The organism is Nocardioides cavernae (genome assembly GCF_016907475.1).
Taxonomy (GTDB): Bacteria; Actinomycetota; Actinomycetes; order Propionibacteriales; family Nocardioidaceae; genus Nocardioides; species Nocardioides cavernae.
The window spans coordinates 1-14,993 of the sequence record NZ_JAFBCA010000001.1 but is presented as its reverse complement, the minus strand read 5'-3'; the positions used below and the strand labels follow the sequence as shown (position 1 = coordinate 14,993).

Below are 14,993 nucleotides of genomic sequence, written 5' to 3'. Positions count from 1 at the left end.
GTCGCCCCCTAGGCTGACGTCCATGGACTCGTCCCACGTGGAGAACGACCTGGTCAACATCCTCTTCACCGAGGAGCAGATCCAGCAGCGACTGGCCGAGATGGCCCTCCAGATCACCGAGGACTACGAGGGTCGCGACCTGCTCGTCGTCGGCGTCCTGCGGGGGGCGGTGATGGTGATGGCCGACCTCGCGCGGTCGATGCCGCGGCACCTGGAGATGGACTGGATGGCCGTCAGCTCCTACGGGTCGGGCACCAAGTCCAGCGGCGTGGTCCGCATCCTCAAGGACCTCGACACCGACATCAGCGGCCGCGACGTGCTGATCGTCGACGAGATCATCGACACCGGCCTGACACTGAGCTGGCTGGTCAACAACCTCTCGAGCCGCAGCCCCGCGAGCGTCGAGATCGCCACGCTGCTGCGCAAGCCCGAGGCGCTCTCGATGCCCGTCGAGCCGAAGTACATCGGCTGGGACATCCCCAACGAGTTCGTCGTCGGCTACGGCCTCGACTACCGCGAGCGTTACCGCAACCTGCGCGACATCGGCACGCTCGCGCCCCATGTCTACTCCTGAGCGAGCGCGAGCCGAGTACGCCACCGACCTCGAACGGGTCGCCTCGCTTCACCCCGCCTGAAACAATGAGGGCCCCGGTGGCGTGTAGTTTCGCCTCCTCACCTCCGAACCGCTGAAAGTTGCCTGTGAAGCGCATATTCAAGGGTCCCTGGCTGTGGATCGTCCTGTCCGCCTTCGCGGTCCTCCTGGCGATCCAGTTCCTCGCACCCAGCGACGGCTACGACGAGGTCGACACCTCGACCCTGGCCTCCTACATCGACGACGGCAAGGTCGACGAGATCGAGTTCAACGGCGCCGACTTCGAGATCCAGGCGACGCTCGACAAGGGCACGCGCGAGGACGGCGACAAGGTCGTCGCGCAATACATCGACGGGCAGCAGGAGAGTCTCCTCGCGGCCGTCGACGAGCAGGTCGCCGCGGGGACGATCGACAAGGCCAACTCGACCGTGCCGCAGCCGAGCTTCCTGGGCTCGCTGCTGGCGACCCTGCTGCCGTTCGCGCTGATCATCCTGCTGTTCATCTTCCTGATGAACCAGGCGCAGGGCGGCGGTGGCCGCGGCGTCATGCAGTTCGCCAAGTCCAAGGCCAAGCTGATCACCAAGGACATGCCGAAGACGACGTTCAGCGACGTGGCCGGCTGCGAGGAGGCGATCGAGGAGCTCGGCGAGATCAAGGAGTTCCTCACCGACCCGGCCAAGTTCCAGGCCGTCGGCGCCAAGATCCCCAAGGGCGTGCTGCTCTACGGCCCGCCCGGCACCGGCAAGACCCTCCTCGCGCGCGCCGTCGCCGGCGAGGCGGGCGTGCCGTTCTACTCCATCTCCGGCTCCGACTTCGTCGAGATGTTCGTCGGTGTCGGCGCGAGCCGCGTCCGCGACCTGTTCGAGCAGGCCAAGGAGAACCCGCCGGCCATCGTCTTCATCGACGAGATCGACGCCGTCGGTCGCCATCGCGGCGCCGGCATGGGCGGCGGCCACGACGAGCGCGAGCAGACGCTCAACCAGCTGCTCGTCGAGATGGACGGCTTCGACGTGCGCGGCGGGGTCATCCTCATCGCGGCGACCAACCGGCCCGACGTCCTCGACCCGGCGCTGCTGCGCCCGGGCCGCTTCGACCGCCAGATCCAGGTCGACGCCCCCGACCTCAACGGCCGCCACCAGATCCTCAAGGTCCACTCGCGCGGCAAGCCGATCGCGCAGGACATCGACCTGCTGAGCATCGCCCGCCGCACGCCCGGCTTCACCGGCGCCGACCTGGCCAACGTGCTCAACGAGGCGGCGCTGCTCACCGCGCGCGGCAACGCCAAGATGATCACCGACGAGTCCCTCGACGAGGCCATCGACCGCGTCATCGCCGGTCCGCAGCGTCGTACGCGCTTGATGAGCGAGCGCGAGAAGCTCATCACCGCCTACCACGAGGGCGGCCACGCCCTGGTCGCCGCGGCCCTGCCCGGCACCGACCCGGTGCACAAGGTCACGATCCTGCCGCGCGGTCGCGCGCTGGGCTACACGATGGTGCTGCCCGACCGCGACAAGTACTCCCAGACGCGCAGCGAGATGCTCGACTCGCTCGCCTACATGCTCGGCGGCATGGCCGCGGAGGCGCTGATCTTCCACGACGTCACCTCCGGTGCCGGCAACGACATCGAGAAGGCCACCGGCCTGGCGCGCGCGATGGTGACCCAGTACGGCATGACCGAGCGCCTCGGCGCGGTCAAGCTCGGCGACAGCAACTCCGAGCCCTTCCTCGGCCGCGACATGGGCCACACGCGCAACTACTCCGAGGAGACCGCCGCCAAGGTCGACGACGAGATCAAGGCGCTGCTGGGCCACGCCCACCAGGAGGCCTTCGAGATCCTGGAGACCAACCGCCACGTCCTCGACACCCTGGTGCTGGCGCTGCTCGACAAGGAGACCCTCGACAAGGGCGAGATCGCCGAGATCTTCGAGGCACTCACCCTGCACCCCGTGCGGCCCGCCTGGACGGGATCGCCCGAGCGCGTGCCGTCGACGATCCCGCCGGTCGACATCCCGCAGGAGATCCGCGACCGGATCCAGGCCGACGCACTCGCGCAGGAGCCCGGTGCCGGTGCGGTCCTCACGCCGCCCGGTCCCGGAGGAGACGTGCACGGCACACCCGAGGTCGGTCCCGAGACGCCGGTCCCGCCCCACCCGGACGCACCGTGACCGACCCGGTCACCGTGCCGCTGGTCGCGCCGGAGGACGTGCCCGCCTTCGATCAGCCCCGGGCCGAGGCCGCCGTGCGCGAGCTGCTGTACGCGATCGGCGAGGACCCCGAGCGCGAGGGTCTGCTCGAGACGCCGGCGCGGGTCGCCCGTGCGTACGCCGAGCTCACCCAGGGCCTGCGCCAGAGCCCGAGGGACGTGCTGACCACCACCTTCGACCTCGGTCACGAGGAGATGGTGCTGGTGCGTGACATCGAGCTGTGGTCGATGTGCGAGCACCACCTGGTGCCGTTCACCGGGGTGGCCCACGTCGGCTACATCCCGGCCGAGACCGGCAAGATCACCGGCCTGTCCAAGCTCGCGCGGCTCGTCGACGTCTACGCCAAGCGCCCGCAGGTCCAGGAGCGGCTCACCACGCAGGTCGCCGACTCGCTGATGGAGATCCTCGAGGCGCGCGGTGTCATCGTGGTCATCGAGGCCGAGCACCTCTGCATGACGATGCGTGGGGTCCGCAAGGCGGGTGCCCGCACGATCACCTCGGCCGTGCGCGGCATGATGCTCACCCACCAGGCGACCCGCGCCGAGGCGATGGCGCTCATCCGCTCGGGCACCAGGTGAGCGAGGGCGTGCCCCCTGCTGCCCGGTCGACCCGGGTGATGGGGATCGTCAACGTCACGCCCGACTCGTTCTCCGACGGCGGCCGCTGGGACACCACCGAGGCCGCGGTCGCCCACGGCCGGCACCTCGTGGAGCACGGCGCCGACGTCCTCGACATAGGCGGCGAGTCGACCCGGCCGGGCGCGACCCGCCCCCTGGTCGCCGAGGAGCTCGGCCGTGTCGTCCCGGTCATCCGCGAGCTGGCGACCGACGGCGTGGTGGTGTCGGTCGACACGATGCGCGCCGAGGTGGCCGCGGCGGCCATCGACGCCGGCGCGGGGATCGTCAACGACGTCTCCGGCGGCCTCGCCGACCCGCGGATCCTCGACGTCGTCGCCGACAGCGACGCGTCCTACGTCGCGATGCACTGGCGCGCCCACGCCGACCGGATGCGCGACTTCTCCGACTACGGCCCCGACGGCGTCGTAGCGTCCGTACGCCGTGAGCTGGGCGAGCGGCTCGACGCGGTCCTCGCCGCCGGCGTCCCGCGTGAGCGGGTCGTCCTCGACCCCGGACTGGGCTTCGCCAAGAAGCCCGGCCAGAACTGGGAGCTGCTCGCCGCGCTCGACGGCCTGCGCGAGCTGGGCTGCCCGCTGCTGGTGGGTGCCAGCCGCAAGTCGTTCCTCGGCTCGCTGCTGGCCGTCGACGGCGTGCCGCGGCCGGTCGACGAGCGCGAGCACGCCCACGTCGCCCTGGTCACCCTGCTGGCCGTCAGTGGGGTCGACCTCCTGCGCGTGCACGACGTACGAGCCACGCGGGACGCACTGGCGGTCGTGGCAGCCATGGATGGAGGGCAGGCATGACCGACGAGCTGTCCGTGACGGGCATCGAGTGCTTCGCCCACCACGGTGTCTTCGACTTCGAGAGGCGCGAGGGTCAGGTCTTCGTGGTCGACCTGGTGCTCGGCATCGACACCCGGCCTGCGGCTGCCTCCGACGACCTGGTGGACACGGTCAACTACGGCACGCTGGTGGCGGACGTGAAGGCTGCCGTCGAGCGCGACCCGGTCGACCTGATAGAAACCGTCGCTCAACGCATCACGGACGTGTGCCTGTTGGACACTCGTGTTGAATGGGCGCGAGTCACGCTCCACAAACCTGATGCGCCCATCGACGCGACGTACTCGGACGTCGCGCTGACGATCACCAGAACGCGAGGCAACGCTCATGACTGAGACTCCCAACCCCCACATCGTGGACGCCGACTCCCTCACCGGGGAGATGCACCCGATCCGCCGGGTGGTGCTCGGCCTGGGCTCCAACCTCGGCGAACGCCTGGGCTCCCTGCAGGGCGCGGTCAACGCGCTCGCGGACACCCCGGACTTCTTCGTCACAGGCGTCTCGCCGGTCTACGAGACGGAGCCGGTCGACGCGCCCGAGGGCTCGCGCCCCTACCTGAACGCCGTCCTGCTCGCCGACACCACGCTCCCCGCGGCCCGGCTGATGGAGCGTGCGCTGGCCATCGAGGACGCCTTCGACCGCGAGCGCAGCGACATCCGCAACGCCCCGCGCACGCTCGACGTCGACCTGATCGTCGTCGGTGACCGCCGCTCCAACGAGGACTTCCTGCGGCTGCCGCACCCGCGCGCCCACGAGCGCGCCTTCGTCCTGCAGCCGTGGCACGACCTCGAGCCCGACGCGGTCTTCCCCGACCGCGGCCCGATCGCCGAGCTGCTCGACGCCTCCGACTCCTCGGGTGTGAAGAGGCGCGAGGACCTCACCCTCGAGGTCGAGTGAACACCCCACGACCTCCTGCTCCTCCGCTGCGCTCCTCCACAGGACGCCGCGGGGACCCCGAGTGAGGGGGTCCGGCCCGGACACGCCCGACGAGGACCCTGACGAGCCGCGCGGGACGCTCCGTCCCACGTCTGCGCGCGCCATGACGGCGTCCATCGTCGTCGGGCTGGCGCTCGGGTGGGCGATCCACCCGGTGATGACCTCGGTGGCCGGCCGGCCGCCGCTGGTGTCCTGGGCGCAGGCCCTGGTGCTGGTGATGGTCGCCGCGATCATGGGCTTCCTCGCCTGGCACACCTGGCAGACCGTGCACGTGCGGGGTGAACGGCTCGAACCGCACCAGGCGGTCAACCGCCTCGTGCTGGCCCGAGCGTGCGCCCTCGCCGGCGCCGCGGTGACCGCCGGCTACGTCGGCTACGCGGTCAGCTGGCTCGGCGACGAGTCGCAGTACGCCGACCGCTGGGTCCTGCGCTCGCTGGTCGCCGCCGCCGGTGCGGCGGGGGTGACCCTCGCCTCGCTGGCCCTGGAGCGTGCGTGTCGCACGGACGGCGGGCTCCCGCGCGCCTAGTCTGGCGCCATGCCTTCCCAGGAGTCACAGCAGTCACAGGCGTCTCGTACGCCTGCTCGTCGCCGCCAGCGCAGCACGCGCCTGGCTGTGGCCGTCACGCTCCTCGCCGTCGGCGCGGCGCTCGTGATCGGCGCGCTCGCGACCTCGTCGGCCGGACTGACCGCTGTCGCTGCCGTCGTGGCCGTGCTCGCCGGAGCAGCCGCCACCCGCATCACCCACTCCGAGCTCATGCAGGCCCGCCGCGACGCTGCGCGCGACCGCGCCGTGCAGGCGCAGGAGTACCGCGTCCTGACCGAGCGTCGTACGGCCGAGTCCGCCGCCTTCGCCGCCGACATGCGCCGCAAGATCAACGAGCGCGAGGAGGCCATCGACGTCCTCGAGCGCGCCCTCTCGAACGCCCAGAAGAACGCCGCCGAGCAGACCCTCAAGCGCGGCCAGGAGGCACGTCGTGCCGACGCCGCCGAGCGCGGGCGTGACGAGGCCGTCAGCGGCCGCGACGACGCCGAGGGCCGCGCCGCCGAGGCGATCGTGATCGTCGCCGAGCTCGAGGCCGAGATCGACGTCCTCCGCGCGGAGCTCGACTCCCTCCGCGCCGCCGCCGCGCGCCGCGACCACCGGAGCGCCTGAGGCTCCTCGACCTGAGCGGTGGCCCAGCCACGTTCCTGACACCGGGAACGTGGCTGGGCCACCGCTGTTTCTGCGTGTAGGGCGTGTCGCGCCGGCGAGCGGTGCCGCACCTGCATTCCGTACGTCGGAAAGGTGGCTGGCGCACCGCCCGGGAGCGCGTACGGAACAATGGCCGCTCGTGATCCCCGAGGACAACCGGTTCGAGAGCGACCCCGTCGACGCGCTGCCCGATGACCCGGGACTCCCAGCGGGCTGGATGGCCGAGACGCCCGACGGTGACGACGCGGCGACGGTCGAGCGACTGACCGAGCTGCTGCGCGACCACGAGCGGGCCGGCCGCGGCTGGCCCGGCTCGGGCGAGGACGAGGTCCGGGTCGAGGTGTCGGAGCGCGGCGTGGCCATGCGCGAGAACCTCGTCGTGCGCGACCCCGACGGCAGGATCCAGGCCTGGGGCAGCGTCCACGACCGCGCCGAGGGCCGGATGCTCTTCGTCCACATCGTCGGCCGCGAGGTCGACGAGCGGGTGGCCGACCGCTGCAGCGAGGTGCTGTTCGACTGGGCCGAGGCGCAGGCGCGGGCGGTCGGCGCGGCACGCGGCCTGCCCGAGCAGCAGATCGACACCGGCTCCTTCGCCGACGACGAGCGGCAGCACGGCTGGCTGGCCGACGCCGGCTTCGAGCGGGTCCGCACCTGGTGGCAGATGAGCCGCTCGGTGGAGGCCGCCGAGGCCGAGCTCGTGCCCGACCCGGCGCGCTGGGAGCGCAAGGGAGTCGTCTTCCGCCTCGTCGAGCGGCAGGGCGGCCCGGACTCCGACGGGATGCCCGACGAGGGCGACCTGCGCGCGGTGCACGACGTGCTCGAGGGTGCGTTCACCGACCACTTCAACTCGACGGAGGAGACCTTCGACGAGTTCATCCACCGGCTCCGCGAGGACCCGGGCCACCGCTGGGACCACTGGTGGCTGGCCGAGATCGTCGACGGGGAGGGTGGCGAGCCCGAGCCGGCCGGCGCCCTGGTCGGCACGGTGAGCGAGAGCGGCACCGGGCCCGACGGGTCGTACGTCGCCTACCTCGGCGTGCTCGAGTCCGCGCGCGGCCGCGGGGTGGCCACCGGCCTGCTCCGCACGATCATCGCCGACGCCGCGTCCCGTGGCCGCGACCGCGTTGGCCTTGAGGTGGACGCCGACTCACCGACCGGCGCGGACGGCCTCTACACGGCGATGGGCTGGGGAACGAAGTACGTCACGGAGTCCTGGCACAAGGATGTGACGGTCACGTAGGACGCGAGGAACGAGCGTCCTGCGTCCAACTGGCCAGGTCGAGCAAGTCGCCCGGCTGAGCCTGCGAAGCCGGGACCGACGCGTCGAGACAATTGACGGTCTCGTAGGGCTCAGCTCAGCGAGCTCCGCAGCGCGCGGTGCACACCGGCGGGCGTGAGCACGCCGAGGAACGTCGGCCCGCGACGCACGCCGACCATCGGCTTGTCGTCGCGGAGCATCGCGGCGAGGGCGTCCTCGAGCGAGGAGTCGATGTCGATCGCCGAGCCGAGGTCGCCGGTGGCGACGCCGTCGAGCGGTTCGAGGTGCTCCACGCGGAGCCGGGTCACGGTGAGCGTGCGCAGGCCGCCGGAGCCCACGAAGTCGGCCACCTGCTCGTCGGCCGGGTGGGCGAGCAGCTCCCCGGGGGTGGCGTACTGCGCGAGCCGGCCGCCCGCGGCGAAGACGGCGACGCGGTCGCCCATCCGGATCGCCTCGTCGATGTCGTGGGTCACCAGCACCACGGTCTTGCCGAGCTCGTCCTGCAGCCGGCGGAACTCGTCCTGCAGGCGGCCCCGCACGACCGGGTCGACGGCACCGAAGGGCTCGTCCATGAGCAGCACCGGGGGGTTGGCCGCCAGTGCCCGAGCGACGCCGACGCGCTGCCGCTGCCCGCCGGACAGCTCGTGCGGGTACTTCCGGGCGTACTGCGCCGGCTCGAGGCCCACGGTCTCGAGCAGCTCGTGGGCGCGCTCGCGCGCGGTGGCCTTGGACTCGCCGTAGAGCAGCGGCACCGTCATCACGTTCTGCTCGATGCGCTGGTGGGGGAACAGGCCGATCTGCTGGATGACGTAGCCGATGCCGCGGCGCAGCTCGACCGGGTCGGCGTCGGTGACGTCCTGGCCGTCGAGCCAGATCCGACCGGTGGTGGGCTCGATCAGCCGGTTGATCATCTTGAGCGTCGTCGACTTGCCGCAGCCGGACGGGCCGACCAGGCAGACCATCTCGCCGCGTGCCACGTCGAGGTCCAGCTCGTGGACGGCAACGGTCCCGTCGGGGTAGGTCTTGCCCACGCCTTGGAGCCGGATCATCGGCTCGTCGCCCCGTGTAGCGTCCATGCGGTGACCATACTGGGGGCAGCCGATTCCGGGCCGAGCTGCTACAGCCGGTTCGTCAACGAGTGGTTCTGCTGGCAGTACGTCGAGGACCGCCACGTGCAGATCACCGACGCCCTCGTCGAGCACATCGCCATCACGCTGGCCGCCCTCGCGCTCGGCATCGTGATCGCCGTGCCGCTCGCCCTGGTCGCACGCCGGCTGCCGCGCCTGGAGGCCCTCGTGCTCGGGTTCAGCACCGGCATCTACACGATTCCCTCGCTGGCCCTGCTGCCGCTGCTGGTGCCGTTCACCGGCCTCTCCGCGGCCACGGTCGTGATCGGGCTCGGCCTCTACGCGCTGACGATCCTGGTCCGCGCGCTCCTCGACGGGCTGCGGTCCGTGCCCGACGACGTACGTGAGGCGGCGCGGGGCCTCGGCTACGGACGTGCGCGGATGCTCACCCGCATCGAGATGCCGCTCGCGCTGCCGGTCGTGATGGCCGGCCTGCGGGTCGCGGCCGTCTCGACGATCGCGCTGACCACCGTCGGCACCCTGGTGGCGTACGGCGGCCTGGGTGACCTCATCTCCCACGGCGTGCAGCGCGACTTCCGCGCCGAGCTGATGACCGCCGCGGTGCTGTGCGTCGTGCTGGCCGTGGTCCTCGACGTCCTGCTGGTGCTGCTGCAACGGGTGCTGACGCCCTGGACGGCAGGGGCGCGCTGATGGACCTCTTCTCCGAGACCTGGCAGTACCTCCTCGACGCCGACAACTGGACCGGCGCGGAGGGCCTCGTCGCGCGGTTGCTGGAGCAGCTGCTGCTCACCGCGACGGCCCTCGTGGCTGCCATGCTGCTCGGCCTGCCGCTCGCCCTCTGGCTGGGTCACCTCGGCAGGGGCGGCTTCCTCGCCGTCAACATCTCCAACGTCGGCCGCGCCGTCCCGACCTTCGCCCTGCTGGCCCTGCTGGTCGCGGCGGACTGGCCCGGGTCGGCGGACTTCGGCCCCTACGGCCGCGCCGGGCTCGCCACGCTCATCGCGCTCGTGCTGTTCGCCCTCCCGCCGCTGATCACCAACGGCTACGTCGGGATGCGCGAGGTGCCCTCCGACGTGCAGGAGGCCGCCGACGGCATGGGGATGTCGCCGGTCCAGCGCTTCCGGCGCGTGGAGCTCCCGCTCGCGCTGCCGGTGGTCGCGTCGGGCGTGCGCCTCGCGCTCGTGCAGGTGTGGGCCACCGCCACCATCGCGGCCCTGGTCGCCGGGCCGGGGCTCGGCCGCATCATCACCGAGGGGTTCGCGCGCAACGACTACGCCCAGGGCATGGCCGGCGCGGTCGTGGTCGCCGTCGTCGCGCTGGTGCTCGAGCTCGCCGCGGCCGCGGCCCAGCGCGCCGTCGACCCCATGCCGAGCCGTCCGTCACTGGATCGTGATCACGAGTTGTCGGTGCCCTCGACTACGGTGACAGAGGCTCCCACCGGGAGCTGAGCGGACTCGCTCGCATCACCGGACACGCGTGGCTCGGCCACGGGACACAGAAGGTTGAACGACATGCACGTACGACGTCCGCTGATGGCGGTGACCGGCCTGGCCCTCACCGCCCTGCTCGCCGGGTGCGCCGGCGACGACCTGGCCTCGGAGAACGACGAGCCCACCTCCGGCTCGGGCGGTGGTGGCGGCGGCGAGGGCACCTCTGTCGTCATCGGCAGCCAGAGCTTCGACGAGGCCGCGCTCGTCACCGCGATGTACCAGCAGGTCCTCGAGGCCGAGGGCTACGAGGTCGAGACCCGCCTGGTCGACACCCGCCCGATCTACCTCAACGAGATGCCCGACTCCGTCCAGATCGCCCCGGAGTACGTCGCCGGCATCGTCGACCAGCTCAACACCGACGCCAACGGCCCCGACGCCAAGCCGCTGTCGACCAGCGACGCCCAGGAGACGATCGACGCCGGCGCGTCGCTGCTCGAGGAGAAGGGCATCACCCTGCTCGAGCCCTCCGAGGCGTTCTCCGCCAACGGCTACTTCGCCAGCCAGGAGTTCTCCGACTCCGAGGGCGTCACCAAGCTCTCCGACCTCGAGGGCCAGAAGGTGACGTTGGCGGCGGCGCCGGACTGCAAGGGCCGCACCGACTGCGAGAAGGGGCTCGTCGACACCTACGGCATCGACATCACCCTCGAGCCGCTCGGCTACGCCTCCACCGAGACGTTCCAGGCGGTCCTCGACGGCGAGGCCCAGCTCGGCCAGACCAGCACCCTCGACGGCACCCTGGAGGATCAGGGCCTGCTCCTGCTCGAGGACGACAAGGGCATCCAGCCCGCGCAGAACCTCATCCCGGCCGTGTCGACCGACTTCCTCGCCGACCACCCCGACATCGAGGGCCCGCTCAACGACCTGATGGCGGCGCTCGACAACGAGACCCTCGGTGGGTTGCTCGTCAGCGTCCAGATCGACCGCGAGCAGCCGGCCGACGTGGCCAAGGAGTTCCTGGAGTCCGAAGGGCTCCTCTGAGACGCGCAGCGGGGCGCGCTCGCGCGCCCCGCGTGGGCGCGGCCAGATCGAGCAAGGCCCGCGGCTGAGGTACGAAGCCGTGACGGGCGCGTCGAGATCGATCAGATGACCTCGTGGTCCCGCAGCGCCAGCGCTGCGGGATCCACGGTGGTCTCGTCGAGCACCGAGGGCGGCACCGACAGCCGCCAGGCCCCGGTTGCGACGTCCTGCACCCGGGGTGCGGGGCCGTCGAGCGTGGCCACCCACTCCATGAGCGCGGTGACGTCGGCGCGGCGGTCCTGCTCGACCAGCCAGCCGGCGAGCCGGTGGACCGGCGGCAGGCCGCTGTGCACGAGCGAGCGTCGGCCCCAGAGCTCGAGCACGCCTGACCGCAGCAGCCGCCACCACTCGGGCGTGCACCCGGGCACCAGCAGGAAGTAGCGCCAGAGGTCGCCGGCCAGCACCCGGTCGACGAAGACGGCCTCGACCTCGGGCGACCCGTGGCCGCGCACCGAGGCGAGCGACATCCGCTTGGTCTCCCAGCGGTCGCCGAGGTCCTGCAGCGAGGACGCCCGCGTCTGGGTGATCGAGCCCTCCCGGATCCGCCAGCGGTAGACGACCTCCTCGAGCACGTCGAACCTGCCCTCGAGGAACGCCCGCGTGGTGGTGGGTTGGTCCTCGTAGCGCACGCCCTCGGGCCACGACAGCCCGCGCGCGTCCCACCACGACCTGCGGAACACCTTGTTCCAGGCGAAGACGTCGCCGAGGACCTCGGGCCGGTCCTCGACGCGCGCACCCCGCGCCGGCCGGTGGAGGCGCCGCATCCAGGGCGGCTCGACCAGCCGGTCGCCCTCCCAACGCACGATCGAGCCGGTCGCGAAATCGGAGCCCGAGTCGTCGAGCGCGCCCACCAGGTCGGCGTACGCCGTCGGCGGGAGCACGTCGTCGGAGTCGAGGAAGGCGAGGTAGTCGCCGCGCACGTGCTGGACGCCGAGGTTGCGGGCGGCCCCGAGGCCGCCGTTGACGGAGTGCACGACGCTGATGCGGTTGTCGCGTCGCGCCCACGCGTCGGCGATCTCGCCGGTGCGGTCGGTCGCCCCGTCGTCGACGATCACGGCCTCCCAGCGCCGGTGCGTCTGGGCGAGGAGCGATCGCAGGCAATCGTCGAGGTAGTCCTCCACGCCCCACGCCGGGATGACCACCCCGAGGAGCGGTGCCCGGGAGAAGAGGCGCTTCATGGGCGACGACCCTAGGACACGAGTCGGCAGGCAGGACGCCGGTAGGCTGCCCGCCGTGACCGAGCAGCCGAGAGCCATCGACGAGATGAACCCCGACGGAGTGCCGCGGAAGGTCCTCTTCGTCGCCGGGGCCGGCCGCAGCGGCACCAGCACCCTGGCCGGCATCGTGTCGCGACTCGGCATGCACGTGCCGCTGCCCGAGGTGCCGCCGGACGACTCCAACCCGCGCGGCTTCAGCGAGCCGCAGTGGGTCGTCGACGTCCACGACGAGTGGCTGCGCGAGGCGCTGGTGCAGGTCAGCGACAGCCGCCCGGAGGCGTGGTTCGACACCGGCCGCATCTGCAGCCGCGAGCCCGCCCGGATCCGGGTCAGCGAGTGGCTCGAGCCGCACTTCGCCGAGCACCCGGAGCTCGTCGTCAAGGACCCGCGGCTGAGCTGGTTCCTCGGCCTGTGGCGCGTCGCCGCCATCCGCACGGGCGCGACGCCGGTCTTCGCGACCATGCTGCGCCCGCCCGCCGAGGTGGTCGGCTCGAAGCAGAAGTACTACGCCAACAAGCTCGGCTCGGCGCACCTCGCGGCCAGCTGGGTCAACATGCTGCTGCACACCGAGCGGGCCACCCGAAGCGTCGACGGTGTGGGCGAGGCCGACGCCGGGCAGGGTCGCGTCTTCGTTCGCTACGAGGACCTGCTGACCGACTGGGTCAGGACGACGACGGCCATGGGCCACGCGCTCGACCTCCAGACGATCATCCACACCCGCAGCGACCAGATTCGCGAGGTGCACCGCTTCATCGACCCGACCCTGCGCCGGGTCACCGCCACGCTCGACGACCTCGCGCTGCCCAAGCGGCTCCACGACCTCACCGGCCAGACGTGGGAGGAGCTCAACAAGCTCGCCGACGAGGGCGGGGACACCACGGCTGCGCACGCGACCTTCGACCAGCTGCGCGCGGAGTACGTCGACCTCTACGAAGAGGCGGCGGCCATCAGCCGCTCGACCGCCGAGCACGCCCGCCACCAGGCCCGCCGGCGGGCACTCCACGAGGCCGCGGCCGAGGGGGCCTCCAGGTCCCTCGCGGACCGCGTGCCCCACGACGTACGCGCCGCGATCCCGCCGTCGGTGCGCCGCGGCGTCCGCAAGGCCCTCGGGCGCAGCCGAGACGCGACCGGGGACACGCAGCCGTGACCGTTCCGATCGGCTCCGGCCACGGCCTGACCAACGTCGAGGGCCACGAAGACTTCGACATCGTCTGGCCGTGGAACCAGCCCGGCGGTCTCCGGCGCGGCGCGACCGCGGTGCTGCGGGTCAAGAACGAGGCACCCGGCCTGCGCTTCGTGCTGCCGCCGCTGCTCCGCGCGTGCGACCACGTGCTGCTCGTCGACAACGGGTCGGACGACGGCACCGGCGAGGAGGCGCTGCGGGTCGCCGCCGAGCACGGCCTGTCCGACCGGTTCACCCTGAAGGCGTACCCCTTCGAGGTGGCGCGCGCAGGGGCCGAGCACCTCGCGGTCAACGAGCGCTCGGTGCACTCGCTCGCCTACTTCTACAACTGGTGCTTCTCGCACGTCCGCACCCGCTACTCGTGGAAGTGGGACGGCGACATGGTCCTCACCACCGAGGGCGAGGTGTCCATGGCCGACTTGTCCTGGCAGGTGGGGATGGCCGAGGCGGTCATCCGCTTCCCGCGCCACGGCCTCTACATCGAGTCCGACCGCAAGGCCTACCTCGACCTCGGCCTGCGCAACATCGAGGAGTGGGGCTTCCCGATGAGCCCCGACTACGTCTACACGAAGGCGCCGGAGTGGGAGATCCGCACGACGCCCGACCGCATCGAGATGTTCGCGCTGCCGCAGGGCCTGTGCGTCGAGCTGAAGTGGCTCGACGGCGACGAGTTCGCGCACTGGACCAACCCCGAGTCGTTCGCCACCTCCATCCGCAACCGGCGCAAGCGCCGCGAGTGGCTGGTCTGGAACGCCCTCCACGACGGCCAGGTGCCCGAGGGCGTCGTCGAGATCGAGTCTTCGGAGGGTGTGCACGTCGTCGACCACGTGACCCACTCCTGGCTGCCCCGCGCACCGCGCCCGTTCGTCGTCGACGACCCCGACCACGCCAGGCTGCACCTGCGCGCCTGAGCGCTCCCGAGGTCCCGGTCGGAGGTCCCGGTCGAGGGGTAGTGAGGCGGTTCACACCGGCTCGGGGCATATCGGTTTGGTGTCCGGGGGTTCCACCGGTCTAAGGTCGTCGCAGGCTTTGTCATGCTTGTCTACCAACTTAGTTTGGTTAGGCGGCGGCCAGTGGGGGTTCGCGAGCGCGTGCGCGTCCCTGCGCTCCACGACGTACGACGAAAGGCTCCGCCATGTCCGAGAACCACCCGCAGATCGCCCCTCCCGCCAAGCGACGTACGCCGCTCCTGGTCGGCATCGCCGTCCTGGCGATCATCGCCGTGGTGGGCGGCTTCCTCTGGTCCCGGGGCGGCGACGACGCCGGTGCCGCGAGCGGTGAGGAGCGCGAGAAGGTCGTGCTGGGCACCGTCGGCGCCAGCGACCCGTATTGGCAGGTCCTGGTCGACGCCGCCGCCGAC

The 14,993-nt window shown here is 71.7% G+C and carries 17 protein-coding genes; 15 read left to right on the top strand and 2 right to left on the bottom strand.

What is annotated here, in order from left to right:
- Positions 1 to 22 precede the first annotated feature (22 nt).
- The 9 genes from hpt to JOD65_RS23860 all read left to right on the top strand — a co-directional run bounded on the left by hpt (position 23) and on the right by JOD65_RS23860 (position 7,620).
- Complete coding sequence (hpt, locus tag JOD65_RS00085; RefSeq protein ID WP_191194333.1) at positions 23 to 574, top strand: hypoxanthine phosphoribosyltransferase; 552 nt, start codon at positions 23 to 25, stop codon at positions 572 to 574.
- 125 nt (positions 575 to 699) lie between these two features.
- Positions 700 to 2,757, top strand: coding sequence for an ATP-dependent zinc metalloprotease FtsH (gene ftsH / locus JOD65_RS00080; RefSeq protein ID WP_372440088.1), 2,058 nt, complete (start codon positions 700 to 702; stop codon positions 2,755 to 2,757).
- A gap of 38 nt (positions 2,758 to 2,795) precedes the next feature.
- On the top strand, positions 2,796 to 3,374 hold the full coding sequence (folE, locus tag JOD65_RS00075; RefSeq protein WP_307821359.1) for a GTP cyclohydrolase I FolE: 579 nt from the start codon (positions 2,796 to 2,798) through the stop codon (positions 3,372 to 3,374).
- Positions 3,375 to 3,412: 38 nt separating this feature from the next.
- A complete protein-coding gene (folP, locus tag JOD65_RS00070) occupies positions 3,413 to 4,216 on the top strand; it encodes a dihydropteroate synthase (RefSeq protein WP_191195433.1) in 804 nt (267 codons plus the stop codon).
- Positions 4,213 to 4,587 (top strand): dihydroneopterin aldolase, encoded by a 375-nt coding sequence (gene folB / locus JOD65_RS00065; protein ID WP_191194336.1) that lies wholly within the window; start codon positions 4,213 to 4,215, stop codon positions 4,585 to 4,587. Before folP ends, folB begins: the two co-directional genes overlap by 4 nt.
- Complete coding sequence (folK, locus tag JOD65_RS00060) at positions 4,580 to 5,149, top strand: 2-amino-4-hydroxy-6-hydroxymethyldihydropteridine diphosphokinase (RefSeq protein ID WP_191194337.1); 570 nt, start codon at positions 4,580 to 4,582, stop codon at positions 5,147 to 5,149. Before folB ends, folK begins: the two co-directional genes overlap by 8 nt.
- 142 nt (positions 5,150 to 5,291) lie before the next feature.
- Positions 5,292 to 5,714: a DUF3180 family protein gene (locus JOD65_RS00055; RefSeq protein WP_191194338.1), complete on the top strand. Its 423-nt coding sequence runs from the start codon at positions 5,292 to 5,294 to the stop codon at positions 5,712 to 5,714.
- A 9-nt stretch (positions 5,715 to 5,723) separates the two neighbouring features.
- On the top strand, positions 5,724 to 6,341 hold the full coding sequence (locus JOD65_RS00050) for a hypothetical protein (protein ID WP_191194339.1): 618 nt from the start codon (positions 5,724 to 5,726) through the stop codon (positions 6,339 to 6,341).
- Positions 6,342 to 6,519: 178 nt separating this feature from the next.
- Positions 6,520 to 7,620, top strand: a complete 1,101-nt coding sequence (locus tag JOD65_RS23860) for a GNAT family N-acetyltransferase (RefSeq protein WP_191194340.1) — start codon at positions 6,520 to 6,522, stop codon at positions 7,618 to 7,620.
- A 110-nt stretch (positions 7,621 to 7,730) separates the two neighbouring features.
- Here JOD65_RS23860 and JOD65_RS00040 read toward each other — a convergent pair whose 3' ends face one another.
- Positions 7,731 to 8,714 carry an ABC transporter ATP-binding protein gene (locus JOD65_RS00040; protein ID WP_275579239.1) on the bottom strand — a complete coding sequence of 328 codons (984 nt, stop codon included), beginning with the start codon at positions 8,712 to 8,714 and terminating at the stop codon, positions 7,731 to 7,733.
- Between the two features lie 3 nt (positions 8,715 to 8,717).
- Here JOD65_RS00040 and JOD65_RS00035 point away from each other — a divergent pair, with 3 nt between their 5' ends.
- The 3 genes from JOD65_RS00035 to JOD65_RS00025 all read left to right on the top strand — a co-directional run bounded on the left by JOD65_RS00035 (position 8,718) and on the right by JOD65_RS00025 (position 11,194).
- Entirely contained in the window at positions 8,718 to 9,416 is a 699-nt protein-coding gene (locus JOD65_RS00035; RefSeq protein WP_191194341.1) for an ABC transporter permease, read from the top strand.
- Positions 9,416 to 10,174, top strand: coding sequence for an ABC transporter permease (locus tag JOD65_RS00030; RefSeq protein WP_191194342.1), 759 nt, complete (start codon positions 9,416 to 9,418; stop codon positions 10,172 to 10,174). Before JOD65_RS00035 ends, JOD65_RS00030 begins: the two co-directional genes overlap by 1 nt.
- Before the next feature lie 63 nt (positions 10,175 to 10,237).
- Positions 10,238 to 11,194, top strand: a complete 957-nt coding sequence (locus JOD65_RS00025) for a glycine betaine ABC transporter substrate-binding protein (RefSeq protein ID WP_191194343.1) — start codon at positions 10,238 to 10,240, stop codon at positions 11,192 to 11,194.
- A 101-nt stretch (positions 11,195 to 11,295) separates the two neighbouring features.
- Here JOD65_RS00025 and JOD65_RS00020 read toward each other — a convergent pair whose 3' ends face one another.
- Positions 11,296 to 12,411: a glycosyltransferase family 2 protein gene (locus JOD65_RS00020; protein WP_191194344.1), complete on the bottom strand. Its 1,116-nt coding sequence runs from the start codon at positions 12,409 to 12,411 to the stop codon at positions 11,296 to 11,298.
- Between the two features lie 55 nt (positions 12,412 to 12,466).
- Between JOD65_RS00020 and JOD65_RS00015 the strand changes: the two genes are divergently transcribed.
- The 3 genes from JOD65_RS00015 to JOD65_RS00005 form a co-directional block, all read left to right on the top strand.
- Complete coding sequence (locus JOD65_RS00015) at positions 12,467 to 13,597, top strand: sulfotransferase family protein (RefSeq protein WP_307820841.1); 1,131 nt, start codon at positions 12,467 to 12,469, stop codon at positions 13,595 to 13,597.
- Positions 13,594 to 14,544 (top strand): glycosyltransferase, encoded by a 951-nt coding sequence (locus tag JOD65_RS00010; RefSeq protein WP_191194345.1) that lies wholly within the window; start codon positions 13,594 to 13,596, stop codon positions 14,542 to 14,544. Before JOD65_RS00015 ends, JOD65_RS00010 begins: the two co-directional genes overlap by 4 nt.
- Positions 14,545 to 14,768: 224 nt before the next feature.
- A partial coding sequence (locus tag JOD65_RS00005) for a hypothetical protein (RefSeq protein WP_204810861.1) occupies positions 14,769 to 14,993 on the top strand: 225 nt, incomplete at its 3' end.

Bases quoted from the DNA above. Each gene is read 5' to 3' on its own strand.
- hpt (WP_191194333.1), top strand. From the start codon at position 23: ATGGACTCGTCCCACGTGGAGAACGACCTGGTCAACATCCTCTTCACC.
- folP (WP_191195433.1), top strand. From the start codon at position 3,413: ATGGGGATCGTCAACGTCACGCCCGACTCGTTCTCCGACGGCGGCCGC.
- folB (WP_191194336.1), top strand. From the start codon at position 4,213: ATGACCGACGAGCTGTCCGTGACGGGCATCGAGTGCTTCGCCCACCAC.
- folK (WP_191194337.1), top strand. From the start codon at position 4,580: ATGACTGAGACTCCCAACCCCCACATCGTGGACGCCGACTCCCTCACC.
- JOD65_RS00055 (WP_191194338.1), top strand. From the start codon at position 5,292: ATGACGGCGTCCATCGTCGTCGGGCTGGCGCTCGGGTGGGCGATCCAC.
- JOD65_RS00050 (WP_191194339.1), top strand. From the start codon at position 5,724: ATGCCTTCCCAGGAGTCACAGCAGTCACAGGCGTCTCGTACGCCTGCT.
- JOD65_RS00040 (WP_275579239.1), bottom strand. From the start codon at position 8,714: ATGGACGCTACACGGGGCGACGAGCCGATGATCCGGCTCCAAGGCGTG.
- JOD65_RS00030 (WP_191194342.1), top strand. From the start codon at position 9,416: ATGGACCTCTTCTCCGAGACCTGGCAGTACCTCCTCGACGCCGACAAC.
- JOD65_RS00025 (WP_191194343.1), top strand. From the start codon at position 10,238: ATGCACGTACGACGTCCGCTGATGGCGGTGACCGGCCTGGCCCTCACC.
- JOD65_RS00020 (WP_191194344.1), bottom strand. From the start codon at position 12,411: ATGAAGCGCCTCTTCTCCCGGGCACCGCTCCTCGGGGTGGTCATCCCG.